The 24,430-nt window shown below is 71.1% G+C and carries 24 protein-coding genes and 1 tRNA gene; 8 read left to right on the forward strand and 17 right to left on the reverse strand.

What is annotated here, in order from left to right:
• The first annotated feature begins 33 nt into the window (after positions 1-33).
• On the forward strand, positions 34-702 hold the full coding sequence (radC, locus tag JMV16_RS10200; protein ID WP_201494134.1) for a RadC family protein: 669 nt from the start codon (positions 34-36) through the stop codon (positions 700-702).
• Positions 699-1,346, forward strand: a complete 648-nt coding sequence (locus tag JMV16_RS10205; RefSeq protein ID WP_236580445.1) for a Smr/MutS family protein — start codon at positions 699-701, stop codon at positions 1,344-1,346. The genes radC and JMV16_RS10205 overlap by 4 nt, the downstream gene beginning before the upstream one ends.
• Before the next feature lie 26 nt (positions 1,347-1,372).
• Here JMV16_RS10205 and JMV16_RS10210 read toward each other — a convergent pair whose 3' ends face one another.
• The 4 genes from JMV16_RS10210 to JMV16_RS10225 are packed head-to-tail and all read right to left on the reverse strand — an operon-like array spanning position 1,373 to position 3,597.
• Positions 1,373-1,684: a hypothetical protein gene (locus JMV16_RS10210; protein WP_201494135.1), complete on the reverse strand. Its 312-nt coding sequence runs from the start codon at positions 1,682-1,684 to the stop codon at positions 1,373-1,375.
• The gene (locus JMV16_RS10215) at positions 1,677-2,087 is read right to left on the reverse strand and encodes a group II truncated hemoglobin (protein WP_201494136.1); all 411 of its coding nucleotides are present in this window, start codon (positions 2,085-2,087) and stop codon (positions 1,677-1,679) included. Before JMV16_RS10215 ends, JMV16_RS10210 begins: the two co-directional genes overlap by 8 nt.
• Positions 2,084-2,875 (reverse strand): MinD/ParA family protein, encoded by a 792-nt coding sequence (locus JMV16_RS10220; protein ID WP_201494137.1) that lies wholly within the window; start codon positions 2,873-2,875, stop codon positions 2,084-2,086. The genes JMV16_RS10215 and JMV16_RS10220 overlap by 4 nt, the downstream gene beginning before the upstream one ends.
• Positions 2,872-3,597: a GGDEF domain-containing protein gene (locus JMV16_RS10225; RefSeq protein WP_236580446.1), complete on the reverse strand. Its 726-nt coding sequence runs from the start codon at positions 3,595-3,597 to the stop codon at positions 2,872-2,874. The genes JMV16_RS10220 and JMV16_RS10225 overlap by 4 nt, the downstream gene beginning before the upstream one ends.
• A 196-nt stretch (positions 3,598-3,793) precedes the next feature.
• Between JMV16_RS10225 and JMV16_RS10230 the strand changes: the two genes are divergently transcribed.
• Genes JMV16_RS10230 through JMV16_RS10240 form a run of 3 tightly spaced genes read left to right on the forward strand, consistent with a single transcriptional unit; the run spans position 3,794 to position 6,475 of the window.
• On the forward strand, positions 3,794-4,645 hold the full coding sequence (locus tag JMV16_RS10230; protein WP_201494139.1) for a CheR family methyltransferase: 852 nt from the start codon (positions 3,794-3,796) through the stop codon (positions 4,643-4,645).
• Positions 4,646-4,690: 45 nt separating this feature from the next.
• Positions 4,691-5,359, forward strand: coding sequence for a chemoreceptor glutamine deamidase CheD (gene cheD, locus JMV16_RS10235; protein WP_201494140.1), 669 nt, complete (start codon positions 4,691-4,693; stop codon positions 5,357-5,359).
• A gap of 27 nt (positions 5,360-5,386) precedes the next feature.
• Positions 5,387-6,475: a chemotaxis response regulator protein-glutamate methylesterase gene (locus JMV16_RS10240; protein WP_201494141.1), complete on the forward strand. Its 1,089-nt coding sequence runs from the start codon at positions 5,387-5,389 to the stop codon at positions 6,473-6,475.
• Positions 6,476-6,477: 2 nt separating this feature from the next.
• On the opposite strand, the gene hemW is transcribed toward JMV16_RS10240, so the two are convergent.
• The 5 genes from hemW to JMV16_RS10265 all read right to left on the reverse strand — a co-directional run bounded on the left by hemW (position 6,478) and on the right by JMV16_RS10265 (position 11,079).
• Positions 6,478-7,689, reverse strand: coding sequence for a radical SAM family heme chaperone HemW (gene hemW / locus JMV16_RS10245; RefSeq protein WP_411565022.1), 1,212 nt, complete (start codon positions 7,687-7,689; stop codon positions 6,478-6,480).
• Positions 7,686-8,312: an RdgB/HAM1 family non-canonical purine NTP pyrophosphatase gene (rdgB, locus tag JMV16_RS10250; protein WP_201494143.1), complete on the reverse strand. Its 627-nt coding sequence runs from the start codon at positions 8,310-8,312 to the stop codon at positions 7,686-7,688. The genes hemW and rdgB overlap by 4 nt, the downstream gene beginning before the upstream one ends.
• Positions 8,312-9,052 carry a ribonuclease PH gene (gene rph / locus JMV16_RS10255; protein WP_201494144.1) on the reverse strand — a complete coding sequence of 247 codons (741 nt, stop codon included), beginning with the start codon at positions 9,050-9,052 and terminating at the stop codon, positions 8,312-8,314. Before rph ends, rdgB begins: the two co-directional genes overlap by 1 nt.
• 91 nt (positions 9,053-9,143) lie before the next feature.
• Positions 9,144-10,055, reverse strand: coding sequence for a PP2C family protein-serine/threonine phosphatase (locus JMV16_RS10260; protein WP_201494145.1), 912 nt, complete (start codon positions 10,053-10,055; stop codon positions 9,144-9,146).
• Positions 10,056-10,110: 55 nt separating this feature from the next.
• Positions 10,111-11,079 carry a serine/threonine protein kinase gene (locus JMV16_RS10265; RefSeq protein WP_201494146.1) on the reverse strand — a complete coding sequence of 323 codons (969 nt, stop codon included), beginning with the start codon at positions 11,077-11,079 and terminating at the stop codon, positions 10,111-10,113.
• Between the two features lie 48 nt (positions 11,080-11,127).
• Here JMV16_RS10265 and JMV16_RS10270 point away from each other — a divergent pair, with 48 nt between their 5' ends.
• A complete protein-coding gene (locus tag JMV16_RS10270) occupies positions 11,128-12,006 on the forward strand; it encodes a YicC/YloC family endoribonuclease (RefSeq protein WP_201494147.1) in 879 nt (292 codons plus the stop codon).
• Positions 12,007-12,074: 68 nt separating this feature from the next.
• Here the strand turns inward: JMV16_RS10270 and JMV16_RS10275 are convergent, their stop codons facing one another.
• Complete coding sequence (locus tag JMV16_RS10275; RefSeq protein ID WP_201494148.1) at positions 12,075-14,354, reverse strand: copper-transporting P-type ATPase; 2,280 nt, start codon at positions 14,352-14,354, stop codon at positions 12,075-12,077.
• 376 nt (positions 14,355-14,730) lie between these two features.
• Between JMV16_RS10275 and cueR the strand changes: the two genes are divergently transcribed.
• Entirely contained in the window at positions 14,731-15,210 is a 480-nt protein-coding gene (gene cueR / locus JMV16_RS10280) for a Cu(I)-responsive transcriptional regulator (protein ID WP_201494149.1), read from the forward strand.
• Positions 15,211-15,336: 126 nt separating this feature from the next.
• Here cueR and JMV16_RS10285 read toward each other — a convergent pair.
• From JMV16_RS10285 to hemC, 5 genes are all read right to left on the reverse strand, one after another.
• A tRNA-Arg gene (locus JMV16_RS10285) sits at positions 15,337-15,413 on the reverse strand.
• 56 nt (positions 15,414-15,469) lie between these two features.
• Positions 15,470-16,708, reverse strand: coding sequence for a heme biosynthesis HemY N-terminal domain-containing protein (locus JMV16_RS10290; protein WP_201494150.1), 1,239 nt, complete (start codon positions 16,706-16,708; stop codon positions 15,470-15,472).
• A gap of 28 nt (positions 16,709-16,736) precedes the next feature.
• Complete coding sequence (locus JMV16_RS10295; RefSeq protein WP_236580447.1) at positions 16,737-17,801, reverse strand: uroporphyrinogen-III C-methyltransferase; 1,065 nt, start codon at positions 17,799-17,801, stop codon at positions 16,737-16,739.
• 35 nt (positions 17,802-17,836) lie between these two features.
• On the reverse strand, positions 17,837-18,640 hold the full coding sequence (locus JMV16_RS10300; RefSeq protein WP_201494151.1) for a uroporphyrinogen-III synthase: 804 nt from the start codon (positions 18,638-18,640) through the stop codon (positions 17,837-17,839).
• Positions 18,640-19,566: a hydroxymethylbilane synthase gene (hemC, locus tag JMV16_RS10305; RefSeq protein ID WP_201494152.1), complete on the reverse strand. Its 927-nt coding sequence runs from the start codon at positions 19,564-19,566 to the stop codon at positions 18,640-18,642. The genes JMV16_RS10300 and hemC overlap by 1 nt, the downstream gene beginning before the upstream one ends.
• Here hemC and ppc point away from each other — a divergent pair.
• On the forward strand, positions 19,547-22,507 hold the full coding sequence (ppc, locus tag JMV16_RS10310) for a phosphoenolpyruvate carboxylase (RefSeq protein ID WP_411565023.1): 2,961 nt from the start codon (positions 19,547-19,549) through the stop codon (positions 22,505-22,507). The two genes, hemC and ppc, sit on opposite strands and share 20 nt — an antisense overlap.
• Before the next feature lie 4 nt (positions 22,508-22,511).
• Here ppc and JMV16_RS10315 read toward each other — a convergent pair whose 3' ends face one another.
• The gene (locus JMV16_RS10315; RefSeq protein WP_201494154.1) at positions 22,512-23,276 is read right to left on the reverse strand and encodes a LytR/AlgR family response regulator transcription factor; all 765 of its coding nucleotides are present in this window, start codon (positions 23,274-23,276) and stop codon (positions 22,512-22,514) included.
• Entirely contained in the window at positions 23,276-24,382 is a 1,107-nt protein-coding gene (locus JMV16_RS10320) for a sensor histidine kinase (protein WP_236580448.1), read from the reverse strand. The genes JMV16_RS10315 and JMV16_RS10320 overlap by 1 nt, the downstream gene beginning before the upstream one ends.
• Positions 24,383-24,430 lie beyond the last annotated feature (48 nt).

Genomic DNA, 24,430 nt, shown 5'->3' on the forward strand with positions numbered 1-24,430 from the left:
CGATTCTACCGGGGCCACCCACGCCACCCGCCCATGAAGAACCTGCCCGCCGATCAGCGCCCGCGCGAGAAGCTGCTGGCCCGCGGTGCCGCGGCGCTGGCCGACACCGAACTGCTGGCGCTGCTGCTGCGCACCGGCTACCGCGGCCACGGCGTGTTCGCGCTTGCCGAAGACGTACTGAAGGGCTGCGGCGGTTTTGCCGGCCTGCTGCAGGCCATGCCGGCCCAGCTGGCGGCCATCAAGGGCCTGGGCCCGGCCAAGCGCGCCGAGTTGCTGGCAGTGATGGAGATGGCGCGCCGAGCCCTGGCCCAGCCCCTGCGCGAGGCGCCGGTATTCGACGCCCCCGAGCGCGTCAAACAGTACCTGGCGCTGCATCTCGGCGGGCTCGGCGAGGAGGTCTTTGCGGTGCTGTTCCTGGACGCCCAGCACCGCCTGCTGGAGCTGGAGAAGATGTTCCACGGCACCCTCACCCAGACCAGCGTCTACCCGCGCGAGGTGGTGCGGCGCGCGCTGGCGCTGAACGCCGGCGCGGTGGTGCTGGCGCACAACCACCCCTCGGGCCTGGCCGAGCCTTCACGCGCCGACGAATACCTGACCCAGACGCTCAAGAGCGCGCTGCAGCTGGTGGACGTGCGCGTGCTCGACCACGTCATCGTCGGCCAGGGCCAGGTGGTGTCGATGGCCGAGCGGGGCTTGCTGTGAGACGAGCCCGCAGCCGGCCGCAGTCGCTGGCCGATCTGGCCACGCTGCGCCAGGTACTGCGCGAGCGCCACCGGCTCGCCGCCGAGGCGGCCGAGCGCCAGCGCGCCGAGCAGGCCGCGGCCGAGCGGGCGCGCCGGCTCTTCGCCGACGCTGTGGGGCCGGTCACCCCCCTGCCCCACCACGGCCGCGCACTGCACCTGCTGCCGCGCCCCTTGCCGCTGCCGCTGCAACGCGAGGCCGACGAGGCGGCGGCGCTGCAGGAGGCCTTGTCCGACGAGGTCGACATCGAATCGCTGCTGCTTACCGACGACGGCCTGAGCTTTCGGCGCGAGGGCGTGGGCGTCGACGTGGTGACGCGGCTGCGGCGCGGCCACTGGGCCATCCAGGGCGAGATCGACCTGCACGGCCTGCGCCGCGACGAGGCGCGCACCGAACTCGCCGCCTTCCTGCGTGAGGCGGCGCGGCGTGGCTGGCGCTGCCTGCGCGTGGTACACGGCAAGGGCCTGGGCTCGCCCGGACGACAGCCCGTGCTCAAGGGCAAGGTCCATCGCTGGCTGGGCCAGCACGCCGCAGTGCTGGCCTTCACCCAGGCCAGCGCGCCTGAGGGCGGCGCCGGGGCACTGGTGGTGCTGCTCAAGGGTTGACCGGCCTGCGCCGGCCTGGCAGTCGGCTACTCCGCCGGTGGCGGGTTGCAGCGGCCCTGGCGCTCGAACCAGTAGACGACATTGCCGACGATGGCGATGCTGCCCGAGACCACGGCGCTGGCCGCGGTGACGGCGCCGGCGGCAGTGAGCAGGGCCAGGCAGCCGTCACCGTGGCAGCGCTGGAAGCCGCCGACCACGGCCGTCTCCAGCGTCATCTGCTTCTTCATGGTGCGGCACTCGGCGTCATAGGTCTCGCGCGTCTGCGGCACCACCACGCAGGCCGCCAGCAGGGCTGGGGCGGCCGCCGCAAGGGCGGCACGCAGCCTCGTATCAGACATTGCGCATCCAGTCGGCCGTGCCATAGAGGGCGCGCGCCAGCGGCTGGGCCAGGGCCTCGTCCACACCCTGCTCCTGCATCGCCTGCACCATGCAGGCCATCCACTGGTCGCGCTCCTCGGTGCCGATGCGGTAGGGCAGGTGGCGGGCGCGCAGCATGGGGTGGCCGAAGCGGTCGGTGTAGTGGCTGGGCCCGCCCAGCCAGCCGCACAGAAACCAGTGCAGCTTGTCGCGCGAGCCGTCGAGCACCGCCGGGTGCAGGGCACGCAGCGTGGCATAGGCCGGCTCCAGGTCCATCAGGTCGTAGAAACGGTCGACCAGGGCGCGTACCGCGGCCTCGCCACCCAGGCGTTCGAACGGGGTGGGATCGGGCGTGGCACCCTGGTTGGTGGTTTCAGTGTTCATGAGGGCAGCTTGCCGACGATGGCCGACAGCGCCACCGAGGCCGGCGCCCCGGGCTGGGTCTCGAGCAGCAGCTGGCGCCGTTGCACGGCGTCGCGCACCGCGTTGTCGCTCGGGATCTCGCCCAACAGTTCCAGCCTCACCGGCGCCTCCAGCGTGTTGTTGACATAGCGGTCCACCACCGTCTGCAGCTGCTGGCGCACGGCGCGGCCTTCGCCGGGCCGCCGCACCTGGTTGACGACAAGGTGGATGCGGCGCCGCCCCTGGGTGGTAGCCAGCACCTTGATGGTGGCATAGGCGTCGGTCAGCGAGGTCGGCTCGGGCGTGGCCACCAGCAGCACCTCGCCGGCCAGCGAGACGGTGTAGAGCACGACATCGGAGATGCCGGCGCCGGTGTCGAGCAGCACATGGTCGAACTTGGGCGCCACCTGCTGCACCACGCCGAGCAACTGGTCGCGCACCTCGGGCGTCATGCGCGAGTACTCGACCATGCCCGAACCGGCCAGCAGCACCGAGAAGCCGCCCGGTGCCGGCATGATGGCTTCGGCCAGTGTGTGCTTGCCGGTGAAGACATCGTGCAGCGTGACCTTGGCCACCAGATTGAGCACGACGTCGAGATTGGCCAGGCCGAGATCGGCGTCGAGCACCAGCACGCGGCGGCCACCGCGCGCCAGCGCCGCCGCCAGATTGGCCGAGACGAAGGTCTTGCCGACACCGCCCTTGCCACTGGTGACGGCCATGATGCGGGGCGAGGCGGGGGTACTGCCTGGCTTGGAGGTCGGGGCTGTCATTCGTGGTCCTGGAACTGGGAAGTCTCGAACAGCAGCCGCTTTTCCTCGACGCTGACCACCGACACCGGCGTCGGCTCGAGGCGCACGAGGTTGCGACCCTGCGCCTTGGCCAGGTAGAGCTGCTGGTCGGCGCGCTCCATCCACAGCGACGGCGTCGAGCGCACCCATTGCGGCGCGAAGGCGCCGCCTATGCTGACCGACACCGACAGCGGTTGCAGCGGCGCCGGCGCCACATTCATCTGTGCCACGCGGCGGCGCACGCGCTCGGCCACGGTGGCGCCAAAGGCGATGCCGCAATTGGGCAGGATGATGGCGAACTCCTCGCCGCCCGTGCGCGCCACCAGGTCCATCGGCCGCACGGCGTCCTGCAGCACGCCGGCCACGGCCTTGATGACCTGGTCTCCGGCGGCGTGGCCGCGGCTGTCGTTGACGCGCTTGAAGTGGTCGATGTCCAGCGCCAGCAGCAGCGCGGTCTCGCCGCTGCGCGCGACGCGGTCGACCTCGCGCGCCAGCACCAGCTCGAAGGCGCGGCGGTTGGCCAGGCCGGTAAGTGCGTCGCGGCTGGAAAGATCGACGAGGGCGTCGATCAGGCCCTGCAGCCAGGCCTCGCTGCCCGGCGGCGCCGCCGGCAGCGGGCGCCCCGAATGGCCCAGCAGTTGCAGCGCGCGCTCGAACTGCAGGGTGGTCTCGCGGGTCGGCTGCGGGTGCGCGTGCGGTTTCACGAAGGGCTCTCGGGCCGGGGCGGCGCCGGGAGTTGAAGTGAAGGGCAGTCTAGCAGCGCCACCCCGTCCGTCCGGGGGCGGAATAGGCGGGCTCGAACCGCCCATCTCCGCGCTTGGCGGGCGCGCCGTCGGCCGCACACTGGCCTTCCGCTGCGGGCCGCCGGCCCGGCCTGCCCCTGCGACCCGCCACGCGTCCATGATCGAGACCGCCGCTCCATCGGCCCCACCGGGCGACGCCGAATTCGCGCTCACCCGCGCCGATTTCGAGCGCATCCGCCAGCTCATCTACCAGCGCGCCGGCATCAGCCTGCACGCCGGCAAGCAAGCCATGGTCTACAGCCGCCTGTCGCGCCGCCTGCGCGAGACCGGCCAGCGCAGCTTTGCCGACTACCTGGGCTGGCTCGAACGCGCCAGCGGCACCGCGGCCGAGGCCGAGTGGCAGGAATTCGTCAACGCCCTCACCACCAACCTGACCAGCTTCTTCCGCGAGGAGCACCATTTCCACGCCCTGGTGGACGACCTGCGCGAGCGCACCGGCCGGCCGCTGCGCATCTGGTGCAATGCCGCCTCCACCGGCGAGGAACCGTATTCGCTGGCGATGACGGTGGTCGAGACCCTGGGCGCCAGCGCGCCCGTCAAGCTGGTGTGCAGCGACATCGACACCAAGGTGCTGCAGACGGCGCAGCGCGGCGTCTATTCCACCGAGGCTCGCGGCCTCTCGCCCGAGCGGCTCAAGCGCCATTTCATGCGTGGCACCGGCGCCAATGCCGGCTTCATCCGCATCAAGCCCGAGCTGGCGCGGCTGATCGAGTTCAGGCCCTTCAACCTGATGAGCCCCAGTTGGGCCGCGCTGGGCGACCCCTTCGAGATCGTGTTCTGCCGCAACGTGATGATCTACTTCGACGGCCCGACCCAGCGCAAGGTGCTCGAGCACATCCATGCCCAGATGCGACCGGGCGGGCTGCTCTACGTCGGCCACTCGGAGAACTTCACCGATTCACGCGACATTTTCCGCCTGCGCGGCAAGACGATCTACGAGCGCGTGTGAGCAAGCGCACTCAAGCGCCGCCCCTGCCCTGCCGATAAACCCGCAATGGCCCTGCAGTCACCCGCTCCCCTGGCCGCTTCGGCGCGCACTGCCCCCAGCCGCCTGGAGCAGCTGAAGGCGCAGTCGCGACGCCCGGGCGAAGCCAGCTTCTTCTTCTACGACGCCCATTTCCGCAATGAGGCGGTGAAGGTGCTGCCGGGCGAGTTCTTCGTCTACGACCAGGACATCCTGATCATGACGACGCTGGGCTCGTGCATCGCCGCCTGCCTCTACGACCGGGACAAGCGCGTCGGCGGCATGAACCACTTCCTGCTGCCCGACGGTGGCAGCGGCGGCGACAGCGGTCGCTATGGCAGCTTCGCGATGGACCAGCTGATTGGCGAGTTGGTCAAGCGCGGCGCCACGCGCGCCACGATGGAAGCCAAGGTCTTTGGCGGCGGCGCCGTCATCAGCGGCATGAGCACCATCAACGTCGGCGAGCGCAACACCGCCTTCGTGCTCGAATACCTGCGCACCGAGCGCATCTCGGTGGTCAGCAAGGACGTGCTCGACATCTACCCGCGCAAGGTCTGCTTCCTGCCGCACAGCGGCAAGGCCATGGTCAAGCGCCTGGCCTCGGCCAACACCGAGGCGCTGGCGGCCCAGGAACGCGCCGCTGCCCAGCGCGTGGTGGCGCCCACAGCCGGCGGCGGCGGGTCGGTCGACCTGTTCTGACCGTCTGGCGATCAAGGAGCATCCCGCATGACGCCCAAGACCCGCGTGCTCGTCGTCGACGATTCGGCGCTGGTGCGTGGCCTGCTGGCCGAGATCATCGACCGCCAGCGCGACATGTGCTGCGTCGGCGCCGCCGCCGACCCGCTGGTGGCGCGCGAGATGATCCGCAACCTGAACCCCGACGTCATCACGCTGGACATCGAGATGCCGCGCATGGACGGGCTGGATTTCCTGCAGCGCCTGATGCGGCTGCGGCCGATGCCGGTGGTCATGGTCTCCACCCTCACCGAGCGCGGCGCCGAGGCCACGCTCAAGGCGCTGGAGCTGGGCGCGGTGGACTTCGTCGCCAAGCCCAAGATCGGCGTCGCCGACGGCCTGCGCCAGCTCGGCGACGACATCACCGACAAGGTGCGCACCGCCGCTCGCGCCCGCGTCCACCGCCTGCACGCGCCGGCTCCGGCCCCCGCGGGCAGCGCCCCGGCCAAGCCGGTGGCGATGGCCGGCCTGGGGCGGCTGTCGACCGAGAAGATCGTCTTCATCGGCGCCTCCACCGGCGGCACCGAGGCCACACGCGAGGTGCTGATGGGCCTGCCGGCCGACTTTCCGGCGGTGATGATCACCCAGCACATGCCGCCCGGCTTCACCAAGAGCTATGCCGCGCGCCTGAACAGCCTGTGCCGCATCCGTGTCGCCGAGGCCGTCAACGGCGAGCGCGTGCTGCCGGGCCACGCCTACCTGGCGCCCGGCGGCTTTCACCTCTCGGTCGAGCGCTCGGGCGCCAACTACATTGCCCGCGTCGTCGACGGCGAGCCGGTCAACCGCCACAAGCCCAGCGTCGAGGTGCTGTTCGAGTCGGCCGCACGCGTGGTCGGCCGCAATGCCCTGGGCGTGATGCTCACCGGCATGGGTGGCGACGGTGCCAAGGCGATGCGCGCGATGCGCGACGCCGGCAGCTGGAACGTGGCCCAGGACGAGGCGAGCTGCGTCGTTTTCGGCATGCCACGCGAGGCCATCGCCCACGGCGCGGCCAACGAGGTGCTGCCGCTGTCGCAGATCGCGCCCAAGCTGATGGAGTGGCTGCGCGTCAACGCCGGCAGCTCGACCTCGCGCGTCTGAGCTCAGGCGCCGCGGCCTGCCTTGTCGGCGGGCAGGAAGAGCGCCTGCAGGTCTGACAGGAAATCGAAGCCGCGCACCGTGGGCCGCAGCTGCCGCCCGTCGCGCTCGACCAGGCCGCGCTGCTCGGCCGTGGCCAGGGCGCGCTCCAGGGCCGACAGCGGCAGGCCGGTGCGCTGCAGGTAGTCGTCGAGCGCGAAGCCCTCTTTCAACCGCAGCGCGCCCAGCATGTACTCGAAGGGCAGGTCGCGCCGCGCCACTTCGTGCTCGTTGCTCACCGCGCGCCCGGCCAGGGCCTCGCGCATATAGGCCGCCGGCTCGCGCCAGCGCACCTGGCGCAGCACGCGGTGCGGAAAGCTCAGCTTGCCGTGGGCGCCGGCGCCGATGCCGAGGTAGTCGCCGAACTGCCAGTAGTTGAGGTTGTGGTGGCAGCGGTGGCCGGGCCGCGCGAAGGCCGAAACCTCGTAGCGCTGCAGGCCGGCGGCAGCAGTGCGCGCGGCGATCAGGTCCAGCATCTCGCTGGCGAGGTCGTCGTCGGGCAGCGCGGGCGGCTGCACGGCGAACTGGGTGTTGGGCTCTACCGTCAGGTGGTAGATCGACAGATGCGGCGGTGCATAGGCCAGGGCCGCGTCGAGGTCGGCCGCCAGCGCGTCCAGCGTCTGGCCGGGCAGCGCGTACATCAGGTCGATGTTGAAGGTCTCGAAGGCGGCTGCGGCCTCCTCCACCGCGGCGCGTGCCTGGGCGGCGTCGTGGACGCGGCCGATGCGCGCCAGCGCCGCATCGTCAAAGCTTTGCACGCCCACCGACAGCCGCGTCACGCCGGCAGCGCGGAAGGCACGGAAGCGCTCGCGTTCGAAGGTGCCGGGGTTGGCCTCGAGCGTGATCTCGGCGCCGGGCTCCAGCGGCAGGCGGGCGCGGATGTCGGCCAGCAGGCGGTCGATGGCCGCCGGCGAGAACAGGCTGGGCGTGCCGCCGCCGATGAAGACGCTCACCACCCGGCGGCCCCACACCAGCGGCAGCGCCACTTCGAGATCGGCGCACAGCGCATCGAGGTAGCGCGCCTCGGGCACCTCGCCCCGCCCCTCGTGCGAATTGAAGTCGCAATAGGGGCACTTCTTCAGGCACCAGGGCAGGTGTACATAAAGCGCCAGCGGCGGCAGCGCGCCGAGCTGCAGCGTGCCCGGGCGCAGGAAGTGGGCCGCGGCGTCGGCGCTCACAGCAGCCACACGTCCCGCAACAGCGGCAACAACTGGGCCATCGCCTGGGCGCGGTGGCTGTGGGCGTTCTTCTGCGCCGCGTCCAGCTCGGCCACGGTGTGGCCCAGGGCCGGGATGTGCATCAGCGGGTCGTAACCGAAGCCCTGGACGCCGCGCGCCCGGTTCAGGATTTCGCCCTGCCAGCGCCCGGTGGCCACCAGGGGTTGCGGGTCGTCGGCCCGGCGCACGGCCACCAGGGTGCTGACGAAGTGGGCGCGGCGGTCGGCCACGCCGTCCAGCCGCTGCAGCAGCAGCGCGTTGTTGGCGGCGTCCTGGGCCTGGCGCTGGGCCTCGCGGTCAGCCGTGGCGGCCACGAGCGGCGCAAAGTGGGCCGAGATCACGCCCGGTGCGCCACCCAGCGCGTCGACGCAGAGGCCGGAATCGTCGGCGATGGCGGCGCAGCCCGAGGCTGCCGCCGCGTGGCGCGCCTTGGCCAGGGCGTTTTCGATGAAGGTGAGGTGGGGCTCTTCGGCCTCGCTGATGCCGAGTTCGCGCTGCGAGACAACGTCCACGCCCAGCCCGGCCAGCAGGGCGCGCAGCTCGACGACCTTCTTCTGGTTGTTGGAGGCCAGCACCAGGCGCATCAGGCCGGCCCTGTCCCAAGCCCCAGCACGCGGCGCTGAAGCGCCAGCAACTCGCTGATGCCCTGGTCGGCCAGCGCCAGCAGCGCGTCCATCTCGGCGCGGCTGAAGGGCGCGCCCTCGGCCGTGCCCTGCACCTCGACAAAGCCGCCGCGGCCGGTCATGACCACGTTCATGTCGGTGTCGCAGGCCGAGTCCTCGGTGTATTCCAGGTCCAGCAGCGGCGTGCCCTCGACCACGCCCACCGAGACCGCGGCGACGAAGTCGCGGATGGGGCTGGCCTTGAGCCTGCCTTGGGCCATGAGCCAGCTCACGGCATCGTGGGCCGCGACGAAGGCGCCGGTGATGGCCGCGGTGCGCGTGCCGCCGTCGGCCTGCAACACGTCGCAATCGAGTTGAATCGTGCGCTCGCCCAGGGCCGAGAGGTCGAACACGCTGCGCAGGCTGCGGCCTATCAGGCGCTGAATCTCCTGCGTGCGACCGCTCTGCTTGCCCTTGGCCGCCTCGCGGTCGCTGCGCGTGTGCGTGCTGCGCGGCAGCATGCCGTATTCGGCCGTCACCCAGCCCTGGCCGCTGCCGCGCTTGTGCGGCGGCACGCGCTCCTCGACCGAGGCGTTGCACAGCACCTGGGTGTCGCCGAAGCACACCAGCACCGAGCCCTCGGCATGGCGGGTATAGCCCCGCTGCAGCGTCACCGGGCGCAGCGCGGCGGCGGCACGGCCGGCGGATCGTTGGAAGCTCATCGGGTGAATCCTTGCAATGGACGTCATGAAAGTAAAAGCGGCCGGCGAGCGCCGGCCGCGGAATGCCTCGCGGCAGCGCCTCAGCGGCGCATCAACGACGCCGGGAGGAACTGCGCTTGATCGCCTCGTTGATCTCGCGGATCGAACGCTCGATCTCGGCGTCGTCGAGATCGTCGCCGGCGGCGTCGGCCAGGTTGGCCTGGATGGTGGAGGCGAAGACCTCGTCGCCCAGCGACGTGGTGGAGACGCCGCTCTGGCTGTCGGTATCTTCGGTGCCTTCCCACTCGACCGTCAGCACGGTGACGTTGTCGCTTTTCTCGCCGGCCACACGCAACGCACGCTCGACCAGTTCGGGCACGCCGTCGGCGATCGAGTAATTGGCCAGCACCTCGGTGATCACGGCGTCGCTGAGGCTGCCCCAGAGGCCGTCCGAGCACAGCATCACGCGGTCGCCCGGATGCAGGGTCAGCGGGCCGGCGGTGTCGACCACCGGCTTGCCCGGGCTGCCCAGGCAGGTGAAGAGCACGTTGCGGTTGACGCGGTCGCCCAAGGGCACCACCTGCGACAGCGTCTCCTGCAACTCGGAATAAGAATGGTCGCGCGTGCGCGCCACCAGCTTGTCGCCGCGCACCAGGTACAGGCGCGAATCGCCGCAGTGAGCCCAGTAGGCCGAGTTGCCCTGCAGCAGGCAGGCCACGACCGTGGTGCGCGGCGTGTCGATGATGCCGCGCTCGGTGGCATAGCGCAGCAATTGGTGGTGGCCGCTCATGATGGCCTCTTGCAGGAAGCGCAGCGGATCGTCCAGGCGCGGCTTGGCCGAACGCTGGAACATCGCCGCCAGCGTCTGCAGCGCCAGCTGCGAGGCAACCTCGCCCTCGGGATGGCCGCCCATGCCGTCGGCCAGCGCAAACAGGCCCGCGTCCCGCGTGTAGCAATAGCCCATGCGATCTTCGTTCTTCTCTCGGCCACCCTTGCGGCTGACCTGGTAGACGGAAAACTTCATGGTCATACGGCTGGGCGCTCGGCCTGCGCAGTCAGGCCGGACAGGTCGGCGGGGCTCAAGTCTTGGCCCCCGTCTTCAGGGTCTCGAGCTGCAGCTTGAGGCGTTCACCGAAACTCAGCTTGGTGTAGCGGCGCTCGGTCTCGCGCGCCAGTTCCTTCTGCAGCGCGAACACGCTCTGGGGGCGCGACAGCGGGTCGAGCGACATGCACCACTCGGTGACCTCGATCAGGTTGTCGGAGTAGATGTTGCGCAGGCGCGAGAGGCTCAGCGCCAGGCGGTCCTTCTCGTTGCGCTGCGGCGCGTCGTTCGGCGGATAGCCCTGCATGCAGGCGTAGATGCAGGCGCCGATGGCGTAGATGTCGGTCCAGGGGCCCAGCGTGCCGTCACGCCGGTACATCTCGGGCGCGGCGAAACCCGGCGTGTACATCGGGCGGATGAAATTGCCCTCCTTGCTCAGCACCTCGCGTGCGGCGCCGAAATCGAGCATCACCGCCTTGTTGTCGTTGGTGATGAAGATGTTGGCCGGCTTGATGTCCAGGTGCAGCATCTTGTGCTGGTGCACGATGCGCAATCCGCGCAGGATCTCGTCGAAGAGGCTGCGTATGGTGCTTTCGCGAAACACCTTGTCACGCTTGAGATCGCGCGCCGTGACGATGAAATCCTGCAGGGTGTCGCCCTGCAGGTAATTCATCACCATGTAGACGGTTTCGTTCTCGCGGAAGAAGTTGAGAACGCTTACCACGCTGGGGTGGCTGATCTGGGCCAGCGAACGGCCTTCCTCGAAGAAGCTCTTGAGGCCCAGCCGGTACAGCGGCTGCTTGTCGGGCTTGACGCGCGGCGTCAGCTCACCGGGCGAGCGCTCGGCCAGCGAGGCGGGCAGGTATTCCTTGATGGCCACCAGTTGCTGGCCCTCGCCCTCGGCGAGGTAGACGACGCCGAAGCCGCCCGCGGCCAGCTTCTTGACGATCGAGTAGCCCCCCACCACGGTGCCGGACGGCAACGGTGCGGGTTTGGGCTTTGACATAATCGACGACTGCTTCTATGGGGCGCGAGCGCAATGGCGGTTTATAGCATGACGGGGTACGCCAACGCGGCCTCGGAACTGGGTGGCGCAGCCACCGTGACGGTGGAGGTGCGCTCGGTCAACGGCCGCTTTCTGGACTTGGCCCTGCGCCTGCCCGACGAGTTGCGCGGCCTCGAGCCGGCGCTGCGCGAACTGCTCACCGCCGCCTGCAAGCGCGGCAAGATCGAGTTGCGGGTGGCCACCAGCCGCGAGGCCGAAGGCGGTCTGCAGCCGCCCACCGACGAACAGCTCGACCGCCTGGCGCGGGCCCAGGCCGCGGTGCGCAGGTGGCTGCCCCAGGCCGGCCCCATCAGCGTCAACGAGGCCCTGCACTGGTGCCGCGGCGGCACCAGTGTCGAACCGATGGACGCACCAGCCCTGGCCGCGGCGCGCAAGTGCATCGAGGGCTTGCGCGAAGCGCGCGCCCGCGAAGGCGAGCGCCTGGCGGCGATGCTGCGCGAGCGGCTGGCGCTGCTGCGCCAGCTGGCGCAGAAGGCCGAGCCGCTGGTGGGTGCCGTCGTGCAGCGCCAGCAGGCGCGCTTTCTCGAGCGCTGGGACGAGGCCCTGGCCAGCGCCGGCGGCGGCCCGGCCGAACCGGGCCTGCGCGAACGTGCCCACGAGCGCGCACTGGCCGAAGCCGCGGCCTACGCCATCCGCATCGATGTCGCAGAGGAGCTGAGCCGTCTGGCCTCGCACCTGGAGGAAATCGAACGCCTGCTCACGGCCGGCGGCGAACTCGGCAAGCGGCTCGAGTTCCTGATCCAGGAACTGCAGCGCGAGGCCAACACGCTGGGCAGCAAGTCGGCCGCGCTGGAGCTGACAGCGCTGTCGGTGGAGATGAAGGTTGCCATCGAGCAGATGCGCGAGCAGGTGCAGAACATCGAGTAAGTGCCCTGGCCTGCGGTCGAAAAGCTGCCCCCGCACGCAAGCCCGGCCCGAAGAGGGCGAGTTGGACTTTATGACTCGAGGCGACCCGTGCGCAGCCGCAGCGCATTGGCAATGACGCTCACCGACGACAAGGCCATCGCGGCAGCCGCCACCTGCGGCGACAGCAGCACGCCGAAGAACGGATATAGCAGCCCGGCCGCGAGAGGGATGCCGGCCACGTTGTAGGCGAAGGACAGGAACAGGTTCTGGCGGATGTTGCGCATCGTCGCCCGCGACAATTGGCGGGCCCGGACGATGCCCATCAGGTCGCCGCGCAATAGCGTCACGCCGGCGCTCTCCATCGCCACATCGGTGCCGCCGCCCATGGCAATGCCCACATCGGCAGCCGCCAGGCCCGGCGCATCGTTGACGCCATCGCCAGCCATGGCCACGACACGGCCTTCCGCCTGCAAGCGCTTGACCACGGCGGCCTTGTCCTGGGGCAGGGCCTCGGCGACGACCTCGTCGATGCCCAGTTCGCGCCCGACGGCCTCGGCGGTCGTGCGGCCATTCCCCGTCAGCATCACGAGCCGGATGCCGGCCTGGCGCAGTTGGGCCAGCGCCGGCCCGGTGCTGCGTTTCACGGGGTCGGCAATGGCCACGTAGCCCGCCAGGCGGCCGCCGATGGCGACGAAGATGACCGAATCGCCCCGGGCGCGCCGGGATTCAGCCGCAGACTGCAAGGCTGCCACTGGGATGTCCAGTTCGGCCAGGAAGGCGCCGCTTCCACAGGCCACACGGACGCCGCCGACGACCCCGACGACGCCCTTGCCGACCGGGGATTCGAAATCGGCTACCGGCAGCAGTTCGAGTCCGCGCCTGAGCGCTTCCTCAACGATGGCCGCCGCCAGCGGATGTTCACTGGCGCGCTCGACGCTGGCCAGGTGCTGCAGCAGGTCCGCGGCATCGAAGCCGCCCGCGGGCACCGCCTCGACCACCTTGGGTTTGCCTTCGGTCAGCGTGCCGGTCTTGTCGACGAGCAGGGTATCGACCTTCTCCATGCACTCCAGCGCCTCGGCGTCGCGGATGAGCACGCCGCCTCGCGCAGCGCGACCGACGCCCACGATGATGGACGCTGGCGTGGCCAGACCCAGGGCGCAGGGACAGGCAATGATGAGCACCGCCACCGCGGCGAAGAGCGCGTGGGACGCGGACGGGCTGGGGCCCCAGACCAGCCAGGCCATGAAGGTCAGCGCGGCCACGGCGATGACCACCGGCACGAACCAGCCGGCCACCTGGTCGGCCATGCGCTGGATGGGCGCACGGCTGCGCTGCGCGGTGGCCACCATGTCGACAATGCGGGACAGCAAGGTGTCGGCGCCCACCCTTTCGGCGCGCATCACGAAGCTCCCGGCCTGGTTGAGCGTGCCGGCCGTCACCCGGCTGGCCACCGTCTTGGCCACCGGCATCGGCTCGCCAGTGACCAGCGATTCATCGACGGTGCCGCGCCCTTCGGTGAGTTCCCCGTCCACCGGAACCTTCTCGCCGGGCCGCACGCGCAAGCGGTCGCCGACCTGCAGGCTGTCCAGGGGCACGGTCTCGTCCGAACCATCGGCCTTCAGGCGCACTGCCGTCTTGGGCACCAGTTCCAGCAAGGCCCGGATGGCGCCAGAAGTCTTCTCGCGCGCTCGCAGTTCCAGCACCTGGCCAAGCAGGACCAGCAGGGTGATGACGGCTGCCGCCTCGAAGTAGACCGCCACCGCGCCGTCTGCCAGCTGAAAGGCTGCGGGAAAGGCCTGCGGCACCAGGGTTGCGACGAGACTGTAGGACCAGGCCACCCCGGTGCCGAGCGCAACCAGGCTGAACATGTTGAGGCTGAGGTTTCGCACCGAGGCCACGGCGCGCACGAAGAAGGGCCAGCCGGCCCACCCCACGACCGGCGTGGCCAGTGCGAGTTGCACCCAGTTTGAAAGCTGCGGGGCGATGAACCGGTGCAAGCCCAGCAGGTGGGAGCCCATCTCGAGCGCAAAGACAGGGGCGGTGAACATGAGGGCCAACCAGAAGCGTCGGCTCATGTCGCGCAACTCCGCGCTGCCGCCCGGCTCGGCGGCGGCCAGCACCGGCTCCAGCGCCATGCCGCAAATGGGGCAGTTGCCGGGCCCCGCCTGCCGCACCTGCGGGTGCATCGGGCAGGTGTATTCGGTGGTCTCGCCGCCGGTCACGGCCGGCTTGGGATTGCCCTCGGCAGTGGCATGCGAATGGGCGCCGTGGTGGGCGCCGTGGTCGTGATGGCATCCGGCGGCTGGCGCTGCGCCAGCACGCTCTTGATGTTGAGGCGGGTTCGTGGTCAGCGCGGATTTCATGGGCATGGCGTTCTCCAGAGCGGTCCGGGAACTTTCGACCTTCCAAAGATGGGAAGGTCAAGCCTTTGGCGAGATCACCCCAACTCCCGCGTGGTTCTTGCCAGTGAACGCCTCACCCTGTGTGGGCCCGCAGGCTGTCGGCAAGGGCTGAGTGATGGCCCGGGCGCAGCGGTTGCCGCCCTTGTCCTGTGCCTGGAAGGTCACCATCGATGGCTCGTGCCAAGCCCGGATCGACAACGACCCTGAGCCCTGACCCGGTGGCATGGCCAAGCACTGACCCCTCAATCAGCAGGCTTGCAGCCTCCGTAGCGCCCGCGCTTGACACTCGTGTGGCGGGCATGTTCATACTCGTGCGGGCGAACATTCTGGAGGACTCTGGCCGATGAACATTGGAGAAGCCTCCAACGCTGCAGGCATCTCGGCGAAGATGATTCGCCACTACGAGGCTGTCGGGCTGATCGCGGCAGCCAGCCGCACGGAAGGCGGCTACCGCCAGTACGGGGATGCCGGCATACACACGCTGCGCTTCATCCGCCACGCCCGCGACCTGGGCTTCTCGATTGCGGAAATTGGCGAACTCGTGGGCCTGTGGCAAGACAAACAGCGTCCAAGCCTTCAAGTCAAGGCCTTGGCTGCGGCTCACATTCAGGCCCTTGCAGCCAAGGCCCGGGAACTGCTGGCGATGAAGGCCACCTTGGAACACCTGGTGCATGGCTGCCGCGGCGATGATCGCCCGGAATGCCCCATCCTCGAGATCCTGGCCAGCGAGGATTCTGGAACCGAGCCCACCCATCCAGCGCAAGAGGCGCGCCTCGGCGGCCAGCGTTTGCCTCCTCGGCAGAGCCACCAACGGGGGCGGTGAGTTCTATCGCCGTGCCGAATCCGGCCTCTGCCTGAAGCCCACCGCCGGCGCCCGCACCGAATAGCACAGGCAAAGAAAAACGGGCCAGCCCTTCTGGAGCTAACCCGTTGTTCTAGAACGATGTTCTGGTGCGGCTGGCAGGATTCGAACCCACGACCCCTTGGTTCGTAGCCAAGTACTCTATCCAACTGAGCTACAGCCGCATGGAAGCCCAACACTATAGCACGGCTTGCACGCCTGCCAACTGCCGGACGAAGAATCAGTCAAGCAAGGCCGCAGAGCGTTCGCATTCGATGGCGCGCGTCTCGTCGGCTTCCTCGCGCGCCAGGCGGGCCAGTTCGCGCCAGGCGTGGCGGCGGGTGCGGGCCGGCAGCGCGGGCGCGGCGGCGGCCTGTTCCAGCAGCTTGCGCGCCTTGCCCCAGAGGCGGCGCTCGGCGAAGACCATGCCCACCGCGGCGACCACGGCGCCCTCGTGGCCGAAGGCCTGCGCCGCGCTTTCCAGACGCGGCAGCCAGTCGATGCCTATGCCGCCACGAGCATCGGCCAGGGCCAGCGCGACGGCCTCGCGGTCTTCCCGCGCCAGCTCGGACAGGCGTTCCCAATAAGGCTGCAGCCAGCGGCGCCCATCTTCGGGCGCGCCCAGCTGCACGGCGCGCTGGGCGGCGCGTGCCGCCACCTGGGCGTCGCGGCGGTCGGCGGTGTCGAACTGGGCCCACAGGCGGCGCAGTTGCTGCACGTCGTGAACGCCTTCGAGCGATTCGGCCGCCAGCGCACGCAACAGGCTTTGCGCCACCACCGGCGAGAAGGCCTGGTGATTGGCCAGCAGCCGCGCCGTCGACAGTGCCTCCAGTGGCTGGCGCGCCATGCGCGAGGCCTGCAGGCGCAGGCGCAGTGCCTGCGTGCGCCGCGCTGCGCCGGGCGGCAGTGCGCCCAGCATCTCCATCGCACGCGGGCCGTCGCGGTCGTCCAGCGCCCATTCGGCGGCCAGCAGGCGCACCGCGTCGTCGGCAACGCGGCCTCCGTTGGCCTCTTCCAGCGCCAGCTTCAGTGTCGCGTCGCGGCGGCCACGGTCCTGCAGCCGGTGCAGGCTGCCGGCAGCCAACAGCTGGGCCAGGGTGCGGAACTCGCTGTCGGCGGCGAGTTGGGGCGTCTCCTGCTGGATCGCCAGCGCCTTCTGCGCCGCCTTGCTGGCGCGGCCGTAGCGGGCGCCAAAGTACTCAGCCAGGGCCTCGCGCAGCGCGGCCTGGGCGGCGCGTTCTCGGCGCAGCGCGCGCCAGTCGCCGGCGCGCTTGGGAAGGGTGAGCAGGGAATCGAGCGCCTTCACCGACGACATCAGCAGCAGGCAGGAAGCCAGCAGCAGGATGACTGCGAGGTTGAGCGACAGGTCCATGCGCCAGCCGCCCCAGTAGAGGCTGACCAGGCCTTCGTTGCTGCCGAGCGTGGTGGCCGCCACCACCGCCACGGTGAACAAGAGCACCAGCCAGATGACGCCACGCATGATCTGATCAACGGTGGCCGGCGCCGCCTCAGCGGCCCGCGGCGACGGTGGCGATGGCCGCCAGCGTGGCATCGGGCCGCGGCACGGCCACCAGCCGCGCCTGGGCGGCAACCTGGCGCACCGTCTCGCTGGCCAGCACGACGCGACGCGCGCCGCGCTCGAAATAGCGGTCCAGCGCCGCCTGGGCGTCGCGCAGGTCGGATTGGGCAGTGTCGAACTGGCGCGACAGCAAGGCCAGGCGGGCATTCAGCAGGCGCAGCTTGAGGTTCTCGCGCAGGAACCAGGCCTGTTCGGGCGCCACCAGCATCGCCTCAGGGTGCTCGATGCGCGTCACGCGCACCAGGCCCTTCACCTCGCGCCAAAGCACGGCGCCGAAGTCACGCCACTGCGCCGGCAGGGCCAGGCTCCAGCTGGCGCCCGAGGCCGGCGCCGCCGGCGGCGTGGCGGCGGGCGCTTCGGCGGCCGCGCGGCGCTCGGGCGATGATTGCAGCGGCAGATCGTCGACCAGGCGTATGGCCTCGTCCAGGCGGATGGTCAGCACCGTGATGTCGGTGACGCCGGCCGTGCGCGCTCGGTCCAGATCCTGGGCCACGGCACGGCGCACGCGCTCCAGCCGCGGCTGGTTGAAGCGGGCCAGCCGCTCGTCGGCCTGCTTGAGCGTCAGCACCAGAGGCTCGGCACTGCCGGTGATGGCGGTCTGCTGCAGCGCCACGCGCAGGGCGGCGTCGATGTCGGCCAGCACGTTCTCGTCGCGCGAACGCGCCAGCGACTGGATCAGCTCCTCGATCTGGGTGCGCTGCAGCGAGGTTTCGGCGACGCGCGCCTCAAGCAGCGCCTGCTTGGCGGCGATCTCGCGCGATGTGCCCTCGGCCTGCTTGGCCAGCACGCGCGCCTCGGCGGCCTGGTTGCCGCTGTCCTGCTGGCGCCGCACCAGTTCGGCCTCGAGCGATTTGACGCGCTGCTGGGTGTTCCAGGCCAGCACCAGCGCCGCCGCGGCCAGGGCCGCCAGCAACGCGGCGCCGGCGGCAATCCAGCGGCCTTGGCCGGGGGCCGCCATGGGCGCGGCGGCCACGGGCACGGCGACGGCGGCCACGGCGGGCTCGGCAGAGGGGGTTGCGGGCGAGTCGCTCACTGGGAGCCGGATTGTATCGACCGGGCTCCGCCCATGCCGGCGGGATCGGCAAGGCCGACCAGGGCCCTGGCCACGTCGGCGGGCGTCGGCGCCACATCCCCGACGCGGCCGAAGCCGGCACCGCGCGCCGTGGCCGCGATGCGCGGATGGGTGGCCAGCGCCAGCGAGGCCGACCAGTCGGCGCCCGGCGCCAGCTGCAACAGATGTTGCACCGCCTCGCTGCTGCTCAGCAGCCAGGCGTGATCCCGCGGCGCGGCCAGTGCGGCCTGCAGCAGGGCGGCGCCGGCCGCGTCGGGCACGGGCGCGAGGCGGCGGTAGGCAGCCAGGAACCGTGGTTCGGCGCCGCGCACACGCAGCGTTTCGGCCAGCCAGTCGCGGCCGTCCTCGCCGCGCACGATGAGCACACGGCGGCCGGCCCAATCACGCGCGGCCAGGCGCGCCCACAGCGCCTCGCTGTCGAAGGCGGGCGCGTCAGCGGCGGGCTCCACGAGATTCGCTTCCGGCACCCCGGCCGCCCGCAGCGCCGCCGAAGTGCCGGGCCCGGTAGAGCCGGCCAGCGTGCCCGCCGGCCAGGCCAGGCCGTCGGGGCGCGCGGCGCAGAAGTGCTGCACCGCGTTGGCGCTGACGAACATCGCCAGCGCACAGCCGGCCAGGTCTTGCCAGCCCTGGCGCAGGGGCGACGCGTCGGCCAACGGGGCGATGGCCAGCAGCGGCAGCGGCTGAGCGTCGACGCCCAACGAACGCAACTCAAGCACCCAGCGCGCGGCCTGTTCCGCCGGGCGGGTGACGATCAGCCGCATCAGGTGTGCAGGTAGTCGCGTGCGCCGGCGGCGGTGAGGCGGGCCACGGCCTCGGCACCCAGGGCCAGGGCGGCGGCCTCGTCGGCCACCGGCGCCGCCACGCTGGCGCGCAGCAGTGGCCGCGTCGGCGCCTCGGCATCGCCCAGCGCGGTATGGAGTTGCAGCACGCTGCCCTGCCAGACGCCGTGGGCGGCCAGCGGCACACTGCAGCTGCCGCCCAGGCCGCGCGAGACGGCGCGCTCGGCCGCGGTGGCCAGCAGCGTGGGGGCGTGGCTGGTCTGGGCCAGCGTGGCGCGCAGCGCCTGCGCGTCGGCGCGCACCTCGATGCCCAGCGCGCCCTGGCCGGCGGCCGGGATCATGCTGTCGATCTCGAAGCAGCCGCGCACGCGCGAGGCCAGGCCCAGCCGCTTGAGGCCGGCGGCCGCCAGCACGATGGCGTCGTAGCCGCCTTCGTCGAGCTTGCGCAGCCGGGTGTCGAGGTTGCCGCGCAGCGGCTCGATGCGCAGGTCGGGCCGCTGCGCCAGCAGCTGGGCCACGCGGCGCAGGCTGGAGGTGCCGACCACGGCGCCCTGCGGCAGCTCGGCCAGGCTGGCATAGCGGTTGGAGACGAAGGCGTCGCGCGGGTCCTCGCGCTCCCACACCGCGGCGAGCACGAAGCCCTCAGGCAGGTCCATGGGCACGTCCTTGAGCGAATGCACCGCCAGGTGGGCACGGCCCTCTTCGAGCGCGGTCTCCAGTTCCTTGACGAAGAGGCCCTTGCCACCCACCTTGGACAGGCTGCGGTCGAGGATCTGGTCGCCGCGGGTGGTCATGCCCAGCAGTTCCACGCGCAGGCCGAAGCGCGCCGTGAGCGCGTCGCGCACATGTTCGGCCTGCCACAGGGCAAGGCGGCTTTCGCGCGTGGCGATGATGGTGTCGGCGTTCATGCCCGCGATGATAGCCAGCCACCGGCCGGCCCTCCGGCCCTGGTCAGGCGCGCGTCTTGCAGGCAGAATTGGTAACCTGGTTACATCGTCGCGAGCCCCCATGCCACGCACCAACAGCAAGCGAGAAGCCGCGCAGCCGCGCACGAAATCGAGCAGCCGCGCCCCTGAAGGCGACGCAGCGGCGAAGAACAAGCCGCTGGTCGAGGATATCCGGTTACTAGGGCGCATCCTCGGCGATGTGATCCGCGAGCAGGAAGGCGCGGCCGCCTTCGAGCTGATCGAGCGCGTGCGCCAGCTCTCGGTGGCCTACCGCCTGAAGGCCGACGCCAGCGCCGGGCGCGTGCTCGACCGCCTGCTCAAGAACCTCACCACCGACCAGACGGTGACGGTGATCCGCGCCTTCAGCTATTTCAGCCACCTGGCCAACATCGCCGAAGACCGCCACCATGTGCGCCGCCGCGCCGTACACGAGCAGGCCGGCGACCTTCAGGAAGGCTCGCTGGCCCTGGCCTTCGAGCGCCTGCACCGCGCCGACCACCGCAGCGCCGACATCGCCGCTGCGCTGCGCCACGCCTATATCTCGCCGGTGCTCACCGCCCACCCCACCGAGGTGCAGCGCAAGAGCATCCTCGACGCAGAGCGGGCCATCGCCGCCCTGGTGGGCGAACGCGACGAGATCGCCAGCGCCGAGCGCCGCGCCGACAACGAGGCCCTGATCCGCGCCCGCGTCACCCAGCTCTGGCAGACGCGCATGCTGCGCACCGCCAAGCTGACGGTGGCCGACGAGATCGAGAACGCGCTCTCTTACTACCCGGCCACCTTCCTGCGCGAAATCCCCAAGCTCTACCGCGACCTCGAACGCGCCCTGCCCGGCCATCCGGTGGCGAGCTTTCTGCGCATGGGCCACTGGATTGGCGGCGACCGTGACGGCAACCCCAACGTCAGCGCCGCCACGCTGCGCCACGCGCTCGCGCGCCAGTCCGAGGTGGCGCTGCGCTTCTACCTCACCGAAGTACACGCGCTGGGCGCCGAGCTGTCGATGTCGGGCACGCTGGCGCCGGTGACGCCCGAGATGCAGACGCTGGCCGAGCGCTCGCCCGACCAGAACGAACACCGCCGCGACGAGCCCTACCGGCGCGCGCTGATCGGCCTCTACGCGCGCCTGGCGGCGACGCTGCAGCGCCTGACCGGCACCGAGGCCCTGCGCCACGCGGTGGCGCCGCAAGACCCCTATGCCGGCGCCGACGAATTCCTGGCCGACCTGCAGGTGGTAGAGCGCTCGCTCGCCGCCCAGCACGCCCAGGCCCTGGTGGGCCCGCGCCTGGCGCCGCTGATGCGCGCGGTGCAGGTCTTCGGCTTCCACCTCGCCACGCTGGACCTGCGCCAGAGCTCCGACCACCACGAGGCCGTGGTGGCCGAACTGCTGCGGGTGGCGCGCATCGTGCCCGACTACAGCGCGCTCGACGAGACGGCACGCCGCCAGTGCCTGCTGGCGCTGCTCAACGACGCGCGCCCCCTGCGCGTACACGGCGCCACCTATTCAGCGCTGGCCGCGGGCGAACTGGCCATCTTCGAGGCGGCGCGCGAGGCGCTGGCCGCCTATGGCCGCGAGGCCATCCGCCACTACATCATCAGCCACACCGAGGAGGTGAGCGACCTGCTCGAGGTGCTGCTGCTGCAGAAGGAGACCGGCCTCGTCACCGGCACGCTGGACGGCGCGGGCGATGACGCCGCGCTGGCGGCCCTGATCACCGTGCCGCTGTTCGAGACCATCGGCGACCTGCGCCGCAGCGAACCCATCATGCGCGAGTTCTACGCCCTGCCCGGCGTGCGCGAACTGGTGCTGAAGAGCGGCGGCGAGCAGGACGTGATGCTGGGCTACAGCGACAGCAACAAGGACGGCGGCTTCTTCACCAGCAACTGGGAGCTGTACCGCGCCGAGACCGCGCTGGTCGAACTCTTCGCCGGCCTGCAGCAGGACGGCCAGCCGCTGACGCTGCGCCTCTTCCACGGCCGCGGCGGCACGGTGGGCCGCGGCGGCGGCCCCAGCTACCAGGCCATCCTGGCCCAGCCGCCGGGCACGGTGAACGGGCAGATCCGCCTCACCGAGCAGGGCGAGGTCATCGCCAGCAAGTACGCCCATCCCGAGATCGGCCGCCGCAACCTCGAAACCCTGGTGGCGGCCACGCTGGAGGCGACGCTGCTGCACCCCACCAAGAGCGCGCCCAAGGCCTTTCTGGAGGCCGCCGCCGCCATCAGCCAGGCCAGCTATGACGCCTACCGCAAGCTGGTCTATGGCACGCCAGGCTTCACCGACTACTTCTTCGCCGCCACGCCGATACGCGAGATCGCCGAGCTGAACATCGGCAGCCGCCCGGCCAGCCGCAAGGCCACGCGCGCCATCGAGGATTTGCGCGCCATCCCCTGGGGCTTCAGCTGGGGCCAGTGCCGCATGGCGCTGCCGGGCTGGTGCGGCTTCGGCAGCGCCATCGAGGCCTTCTTGTCAGAAGGCGAACGCGAGGCCCGCATCGAGTTGCTGCAGCGCATGCACCGCCAGTGGCCCTTCTTCCGCACCCTGCTGTCCAACCTGGACATGGTGCTGGCCAAGAGCGACCTGCGCATCGCCACCCGCTATGTCGAACTGGTCGAGGACAAGGCCGTGGCCCGCCGCATCTTCGGCGCGCTCAAGGCCGAGTGGCAACGCGCCCACGATGCGCTTTCGCTGATCACCGGCGAAGCCGAGCGGCTGCAGAGCAATGCGGCGCTGGCGCGCTCCATCGCCCACCGCTTTCCTTATCTGGACCCGCTCAACCACCTGCAGGTGGAACTGCTGCGCCGCTACCGCAATCGACGCGACGGGCAAGAGGGCGTGGAGCGGCTTCAGCGCGGCATCCACCTCTCGATCAACGGCATTGCGGCGGGTCTGCGCAACACAGGCTGACCGATCACGGTGGCGGCGCGGCGGCGGCTTCGAGCGCGGCACGCACCGCGGCCACCTGACGGCGCGATACCGGCAGCCACTCGTCAACGCCGGCCAGGCGCACGGCCCAGCCGTCGCCGCTGCCGTCGTCCTCGCCGCCGCTGCGCAGTTCCAGCGCGCGCACCGCATGGCGCGCCACCAGGGTGCTGCGGTGGATGCGGATCACGGCATCGCCCAGGCGCTGCTCCAGATCGGCCAGCGAGTCGTCGAGCAGATGGCTTTGCGTGGCGGTGCGCAACGTCACGTATTTCTGCTCGGCGCGCAGCAGCAGCAGCTCTGACAGCGGCAGGCGCAGCACGCGGCCACGGTCGCTGACCACCAGCACCGGGGCCTCGACCACAGGCACCGCCGCTGATGCGGCAGCGGCAATTGGCCGCGGCACGCGCTGCAGCGCGGCCAGCAGGCGCTCACGCCGCACCGGCTTGGTCAGGTAGTCCAGCGCCGCCAGCTCGAAGGCCTGCAGCGCGTGCTCGGCGTGCGCGGTGACGAAGATGACGGCCGGCCGCTGCGGCAGCGCGCGCAACTCGGCCGCCAGGCGCAGGCCGTCGCGGCCGGGCATGTGGATGTCGAGCAGCACCACGTCCACCGCCTCGGCGCGCAGCAGGGCCAGGGCCTGGTCGGCGTCGGCGGCCTCGCCCACCACGCGGGCATTCAGTTCGGGCAGGCCGGCAACGAGCGTGCGCAGGCGCAGCCGGGCCAGTTCTTCGTCGTCGACGATCAGGATGTTCATCAGGGCGCCGGCAGCATGATGCGGGCGTGGAACTGGCCCTCCTCGCGCCAGACATCGCACTGCGCCGCCACGTCGTGCAGCAGGCGCAGGCGTTCGCGGATGTTGTGCAGCGCCATGCCGTGGCCGGGGCTGCCGGGCGCGTCGCCCAGGGTGTTGCTGACCAGCACCACGACCTGGCCGCGCTGCAGGCTGGCGCTCACGCTGACGCGGCCGCCGCGCGAGGCCGGCTCGATGCCGTGGCGCACCGCGTTCTCCACCAGCGGCTGCAGCACCAGCGGCGGCACGCGGGCGGCGTGTACCGCGGGGTCGATCTGCCACTGCACCTGCAACCGCGCGCCGAAGCGCACCTGCTCGATGGCCAGGTAGCGGCGCGCGAGGTCGATCTCCTCGGCCAGCGAGACCGAGGCGCCGACCTCGGCCAGCGCGGTGCGGAAGATCTGGGCCAGGTCCTCGAGCACGGCCTCGGCGCGCTCGGGGTCGACCTGCACCAGGGCCAGCGCGGTGTTGAGCGCGTTGAAGAGAAAGTGCGGGCGTATGCGCGATTGCAGCTCGGCCAGGCGGGCGCTGGCATCGGCCGGCTGGCGGATGCGCGCACGCAGGTCCAGCCAGGCCCAGAGCAGGGCCGCGAAGCCGGCGCCGGCCAGCAGCACGCCGGCGCCGCGCAGCGTGCCGCCCTGCACCAGGCCGGCCCAGGCCAGCGGCAGCCACACGGCAACGGCCGATGCCGCGCCCAGGCCCAGCACGACGGCAGAACGACCCATGGGGCCCAGCCGACCCAGCGGCCGCCGCGCCGCGCACACAGCCACCAGCCAGAGCAGGCTGCCGCCGGCACCGCCAAAGGCGAGTGACGCCTGGCGCGCGCCCCAATCGGCGGCCGTGGCCGCGCCGCCCAGCGCCACCACGGCCAGCACGGCCTGCACCAGCAGCACGGCGCGCAAGGCCAGCGCCGGGTGGCAGACATCGAAGGCCGCCGCGGCCCGCGCCAGGTCGCGGGCGCGCGCCTCGGCCTCGGGGTCAAAGCGGGCCAACACCGGCGGCAGCCCAGGGGCGGGCAGCCGAGCCTCGGTGGCCTGGAAGTCGGTATCTGCCGCCGGTGGCGGGCTCAAGACGCTTGCCCCATGCTGCGCCGGATAATAAGCACCCCCTTATCCGAG

Source organism: Rubrivivax sp. A210 (assembly GCF_904426505.1).
Lineage (GTDB): Bacteria > Pseudomonadota > Gammaproteobacteria > Burkholderiales > Burkholderiaceae_C > Rubrivivax.

Bases quoted from the DNA above. Each gene is read 5' to 3' on its own strand.
- radC (WP_201494134.1), top strand. From the start codon at position 34: ATGAAGAACCTGCCCGCCGATCAGCGCCCGCGCGAGAAGCTGCTGGCC.
- JMV16_RS10210 (WP_201494135.1), bottom strand. From the start codon at position 1,684: ATGTCTGATACGAGGCTGCGTGCCGCCCTTGCGGCGGCCGCCCCAGCC.
- JMV16_RS10215 (WP_201494136.1), bottom strand. From the start codon at position 2,087: ATGAACACTGAAACCACCAACCAGGGTGCCACGCCCGATCCCACCCCG.
- JMV16_RS10220 (WP_201494137.1), bottom strand. From the start codon at position 2,875: ATGACAGCCCCGACCTCCAAGCCAGGCAGTACCCCCGCCTCGCCCCGC.
- JMV16_RS10230 (WP_201494139.1), top strand. From the start codon at position 3,794: ATGATCGAGACCGCCGCTCCATCGGCCCCACCGGGCGACGCCGAATTC.
- cheD (WP_201494140.1), top strand. From the start codon at position 4,691: ATGGCCCTGCAGTCACCCGCTCCCCTGGCCGCTTCGGCGCGCACTGCC.
- JMV16_RS10240 (WP_201494141.1), top strand. From the start codon at position 5,387: ATGACGCCCAAGACCCGCGTGCTCGTCGTCGACGATTCGGCGCTGGTG.
- rdgB (WP_201494143.1), bottom strand. From the start codon at position 8,312: ATGCGCCTGGTGCTGGCCTCCAACAACCAGAAGAAGGTCGTCGAGCTG.
- rph (WP_201494144.1), bottom strand. From the start codon at position 9,052: ATGAGCTTCCAACGATCCGCCGGCCGTGCCGCCGCCGCGCTGCGCCCG.
- JMV16_RS10260 (WP_201494145.1), bottom strand. From the start codon at position 10,055: ATGAAGTTTTCCGTCTACCAGGTCAGCCGCAAGGGTGGCCGAGAGAAG.
- JMV16_RS10265 (WP_201494146.1), bottom strand. From the start codon at position 11,079: ATGTCAAAGCCCAAACCCGCACCGTTGCCGTCCGGCACCGTGGTGGGG.
- JMV16_RS10270 (WP_201494147.1), top strand. From the start codon at position 11,128: ATGACGGGGTACGCCAACGCGGCCTCGGAACTGGGTGGCGCAGCCACC.
- JMV16_RS10275 (WP_201494148.1), bottom strand. From the start codon at position 14,354: ATGCCCATGAAATCCGCGCTGACCACGAACCCGCCTCAACATCAAGAG.
- cueR (WP_201494149.1), top strand. From the start codon at position 14,731: ATGAACATTGGAGAAGCCTCCAACGCTGCAGGCATCTCGGCGAAGATG.
- JMV16_RS10290 (WP_201494150.1), bottom strand. From the start codon at position 16,708: ATGCGTGGCGTCATCTGGCTGGTGCTCTTGTTCACCGTGGCGGTGGTG.
- JMV16_RS10300 (WP_201494151.1), bottom strand. From the start codon at position 18,640: ATGCGGCTGATCGTCACCCGCCCGGCGGAACAGGCCGCGCGCTGGGTG.
- ppc (WP_411565023.1), top strand. From the start codon at position 19,547: ATGATGGTGTCGGCGTTCATGCCCGCGATGATAGCCAGCCACCGGCCG.
- hemC (WP_201494152.1), bottom strand. From the start codon at position 19,566: ATGAACGCCGACACCATCATCGCCACGCGCGAAAGCCGCCTTGCCCTG.
- JMV16_RS10315 (WP_201494154.1), bottom strand. From the start codon at position 23,276: ATGAACATCCTGATCGTCGACGACGAAGAACTGGCCCGGCTGCGCCTG.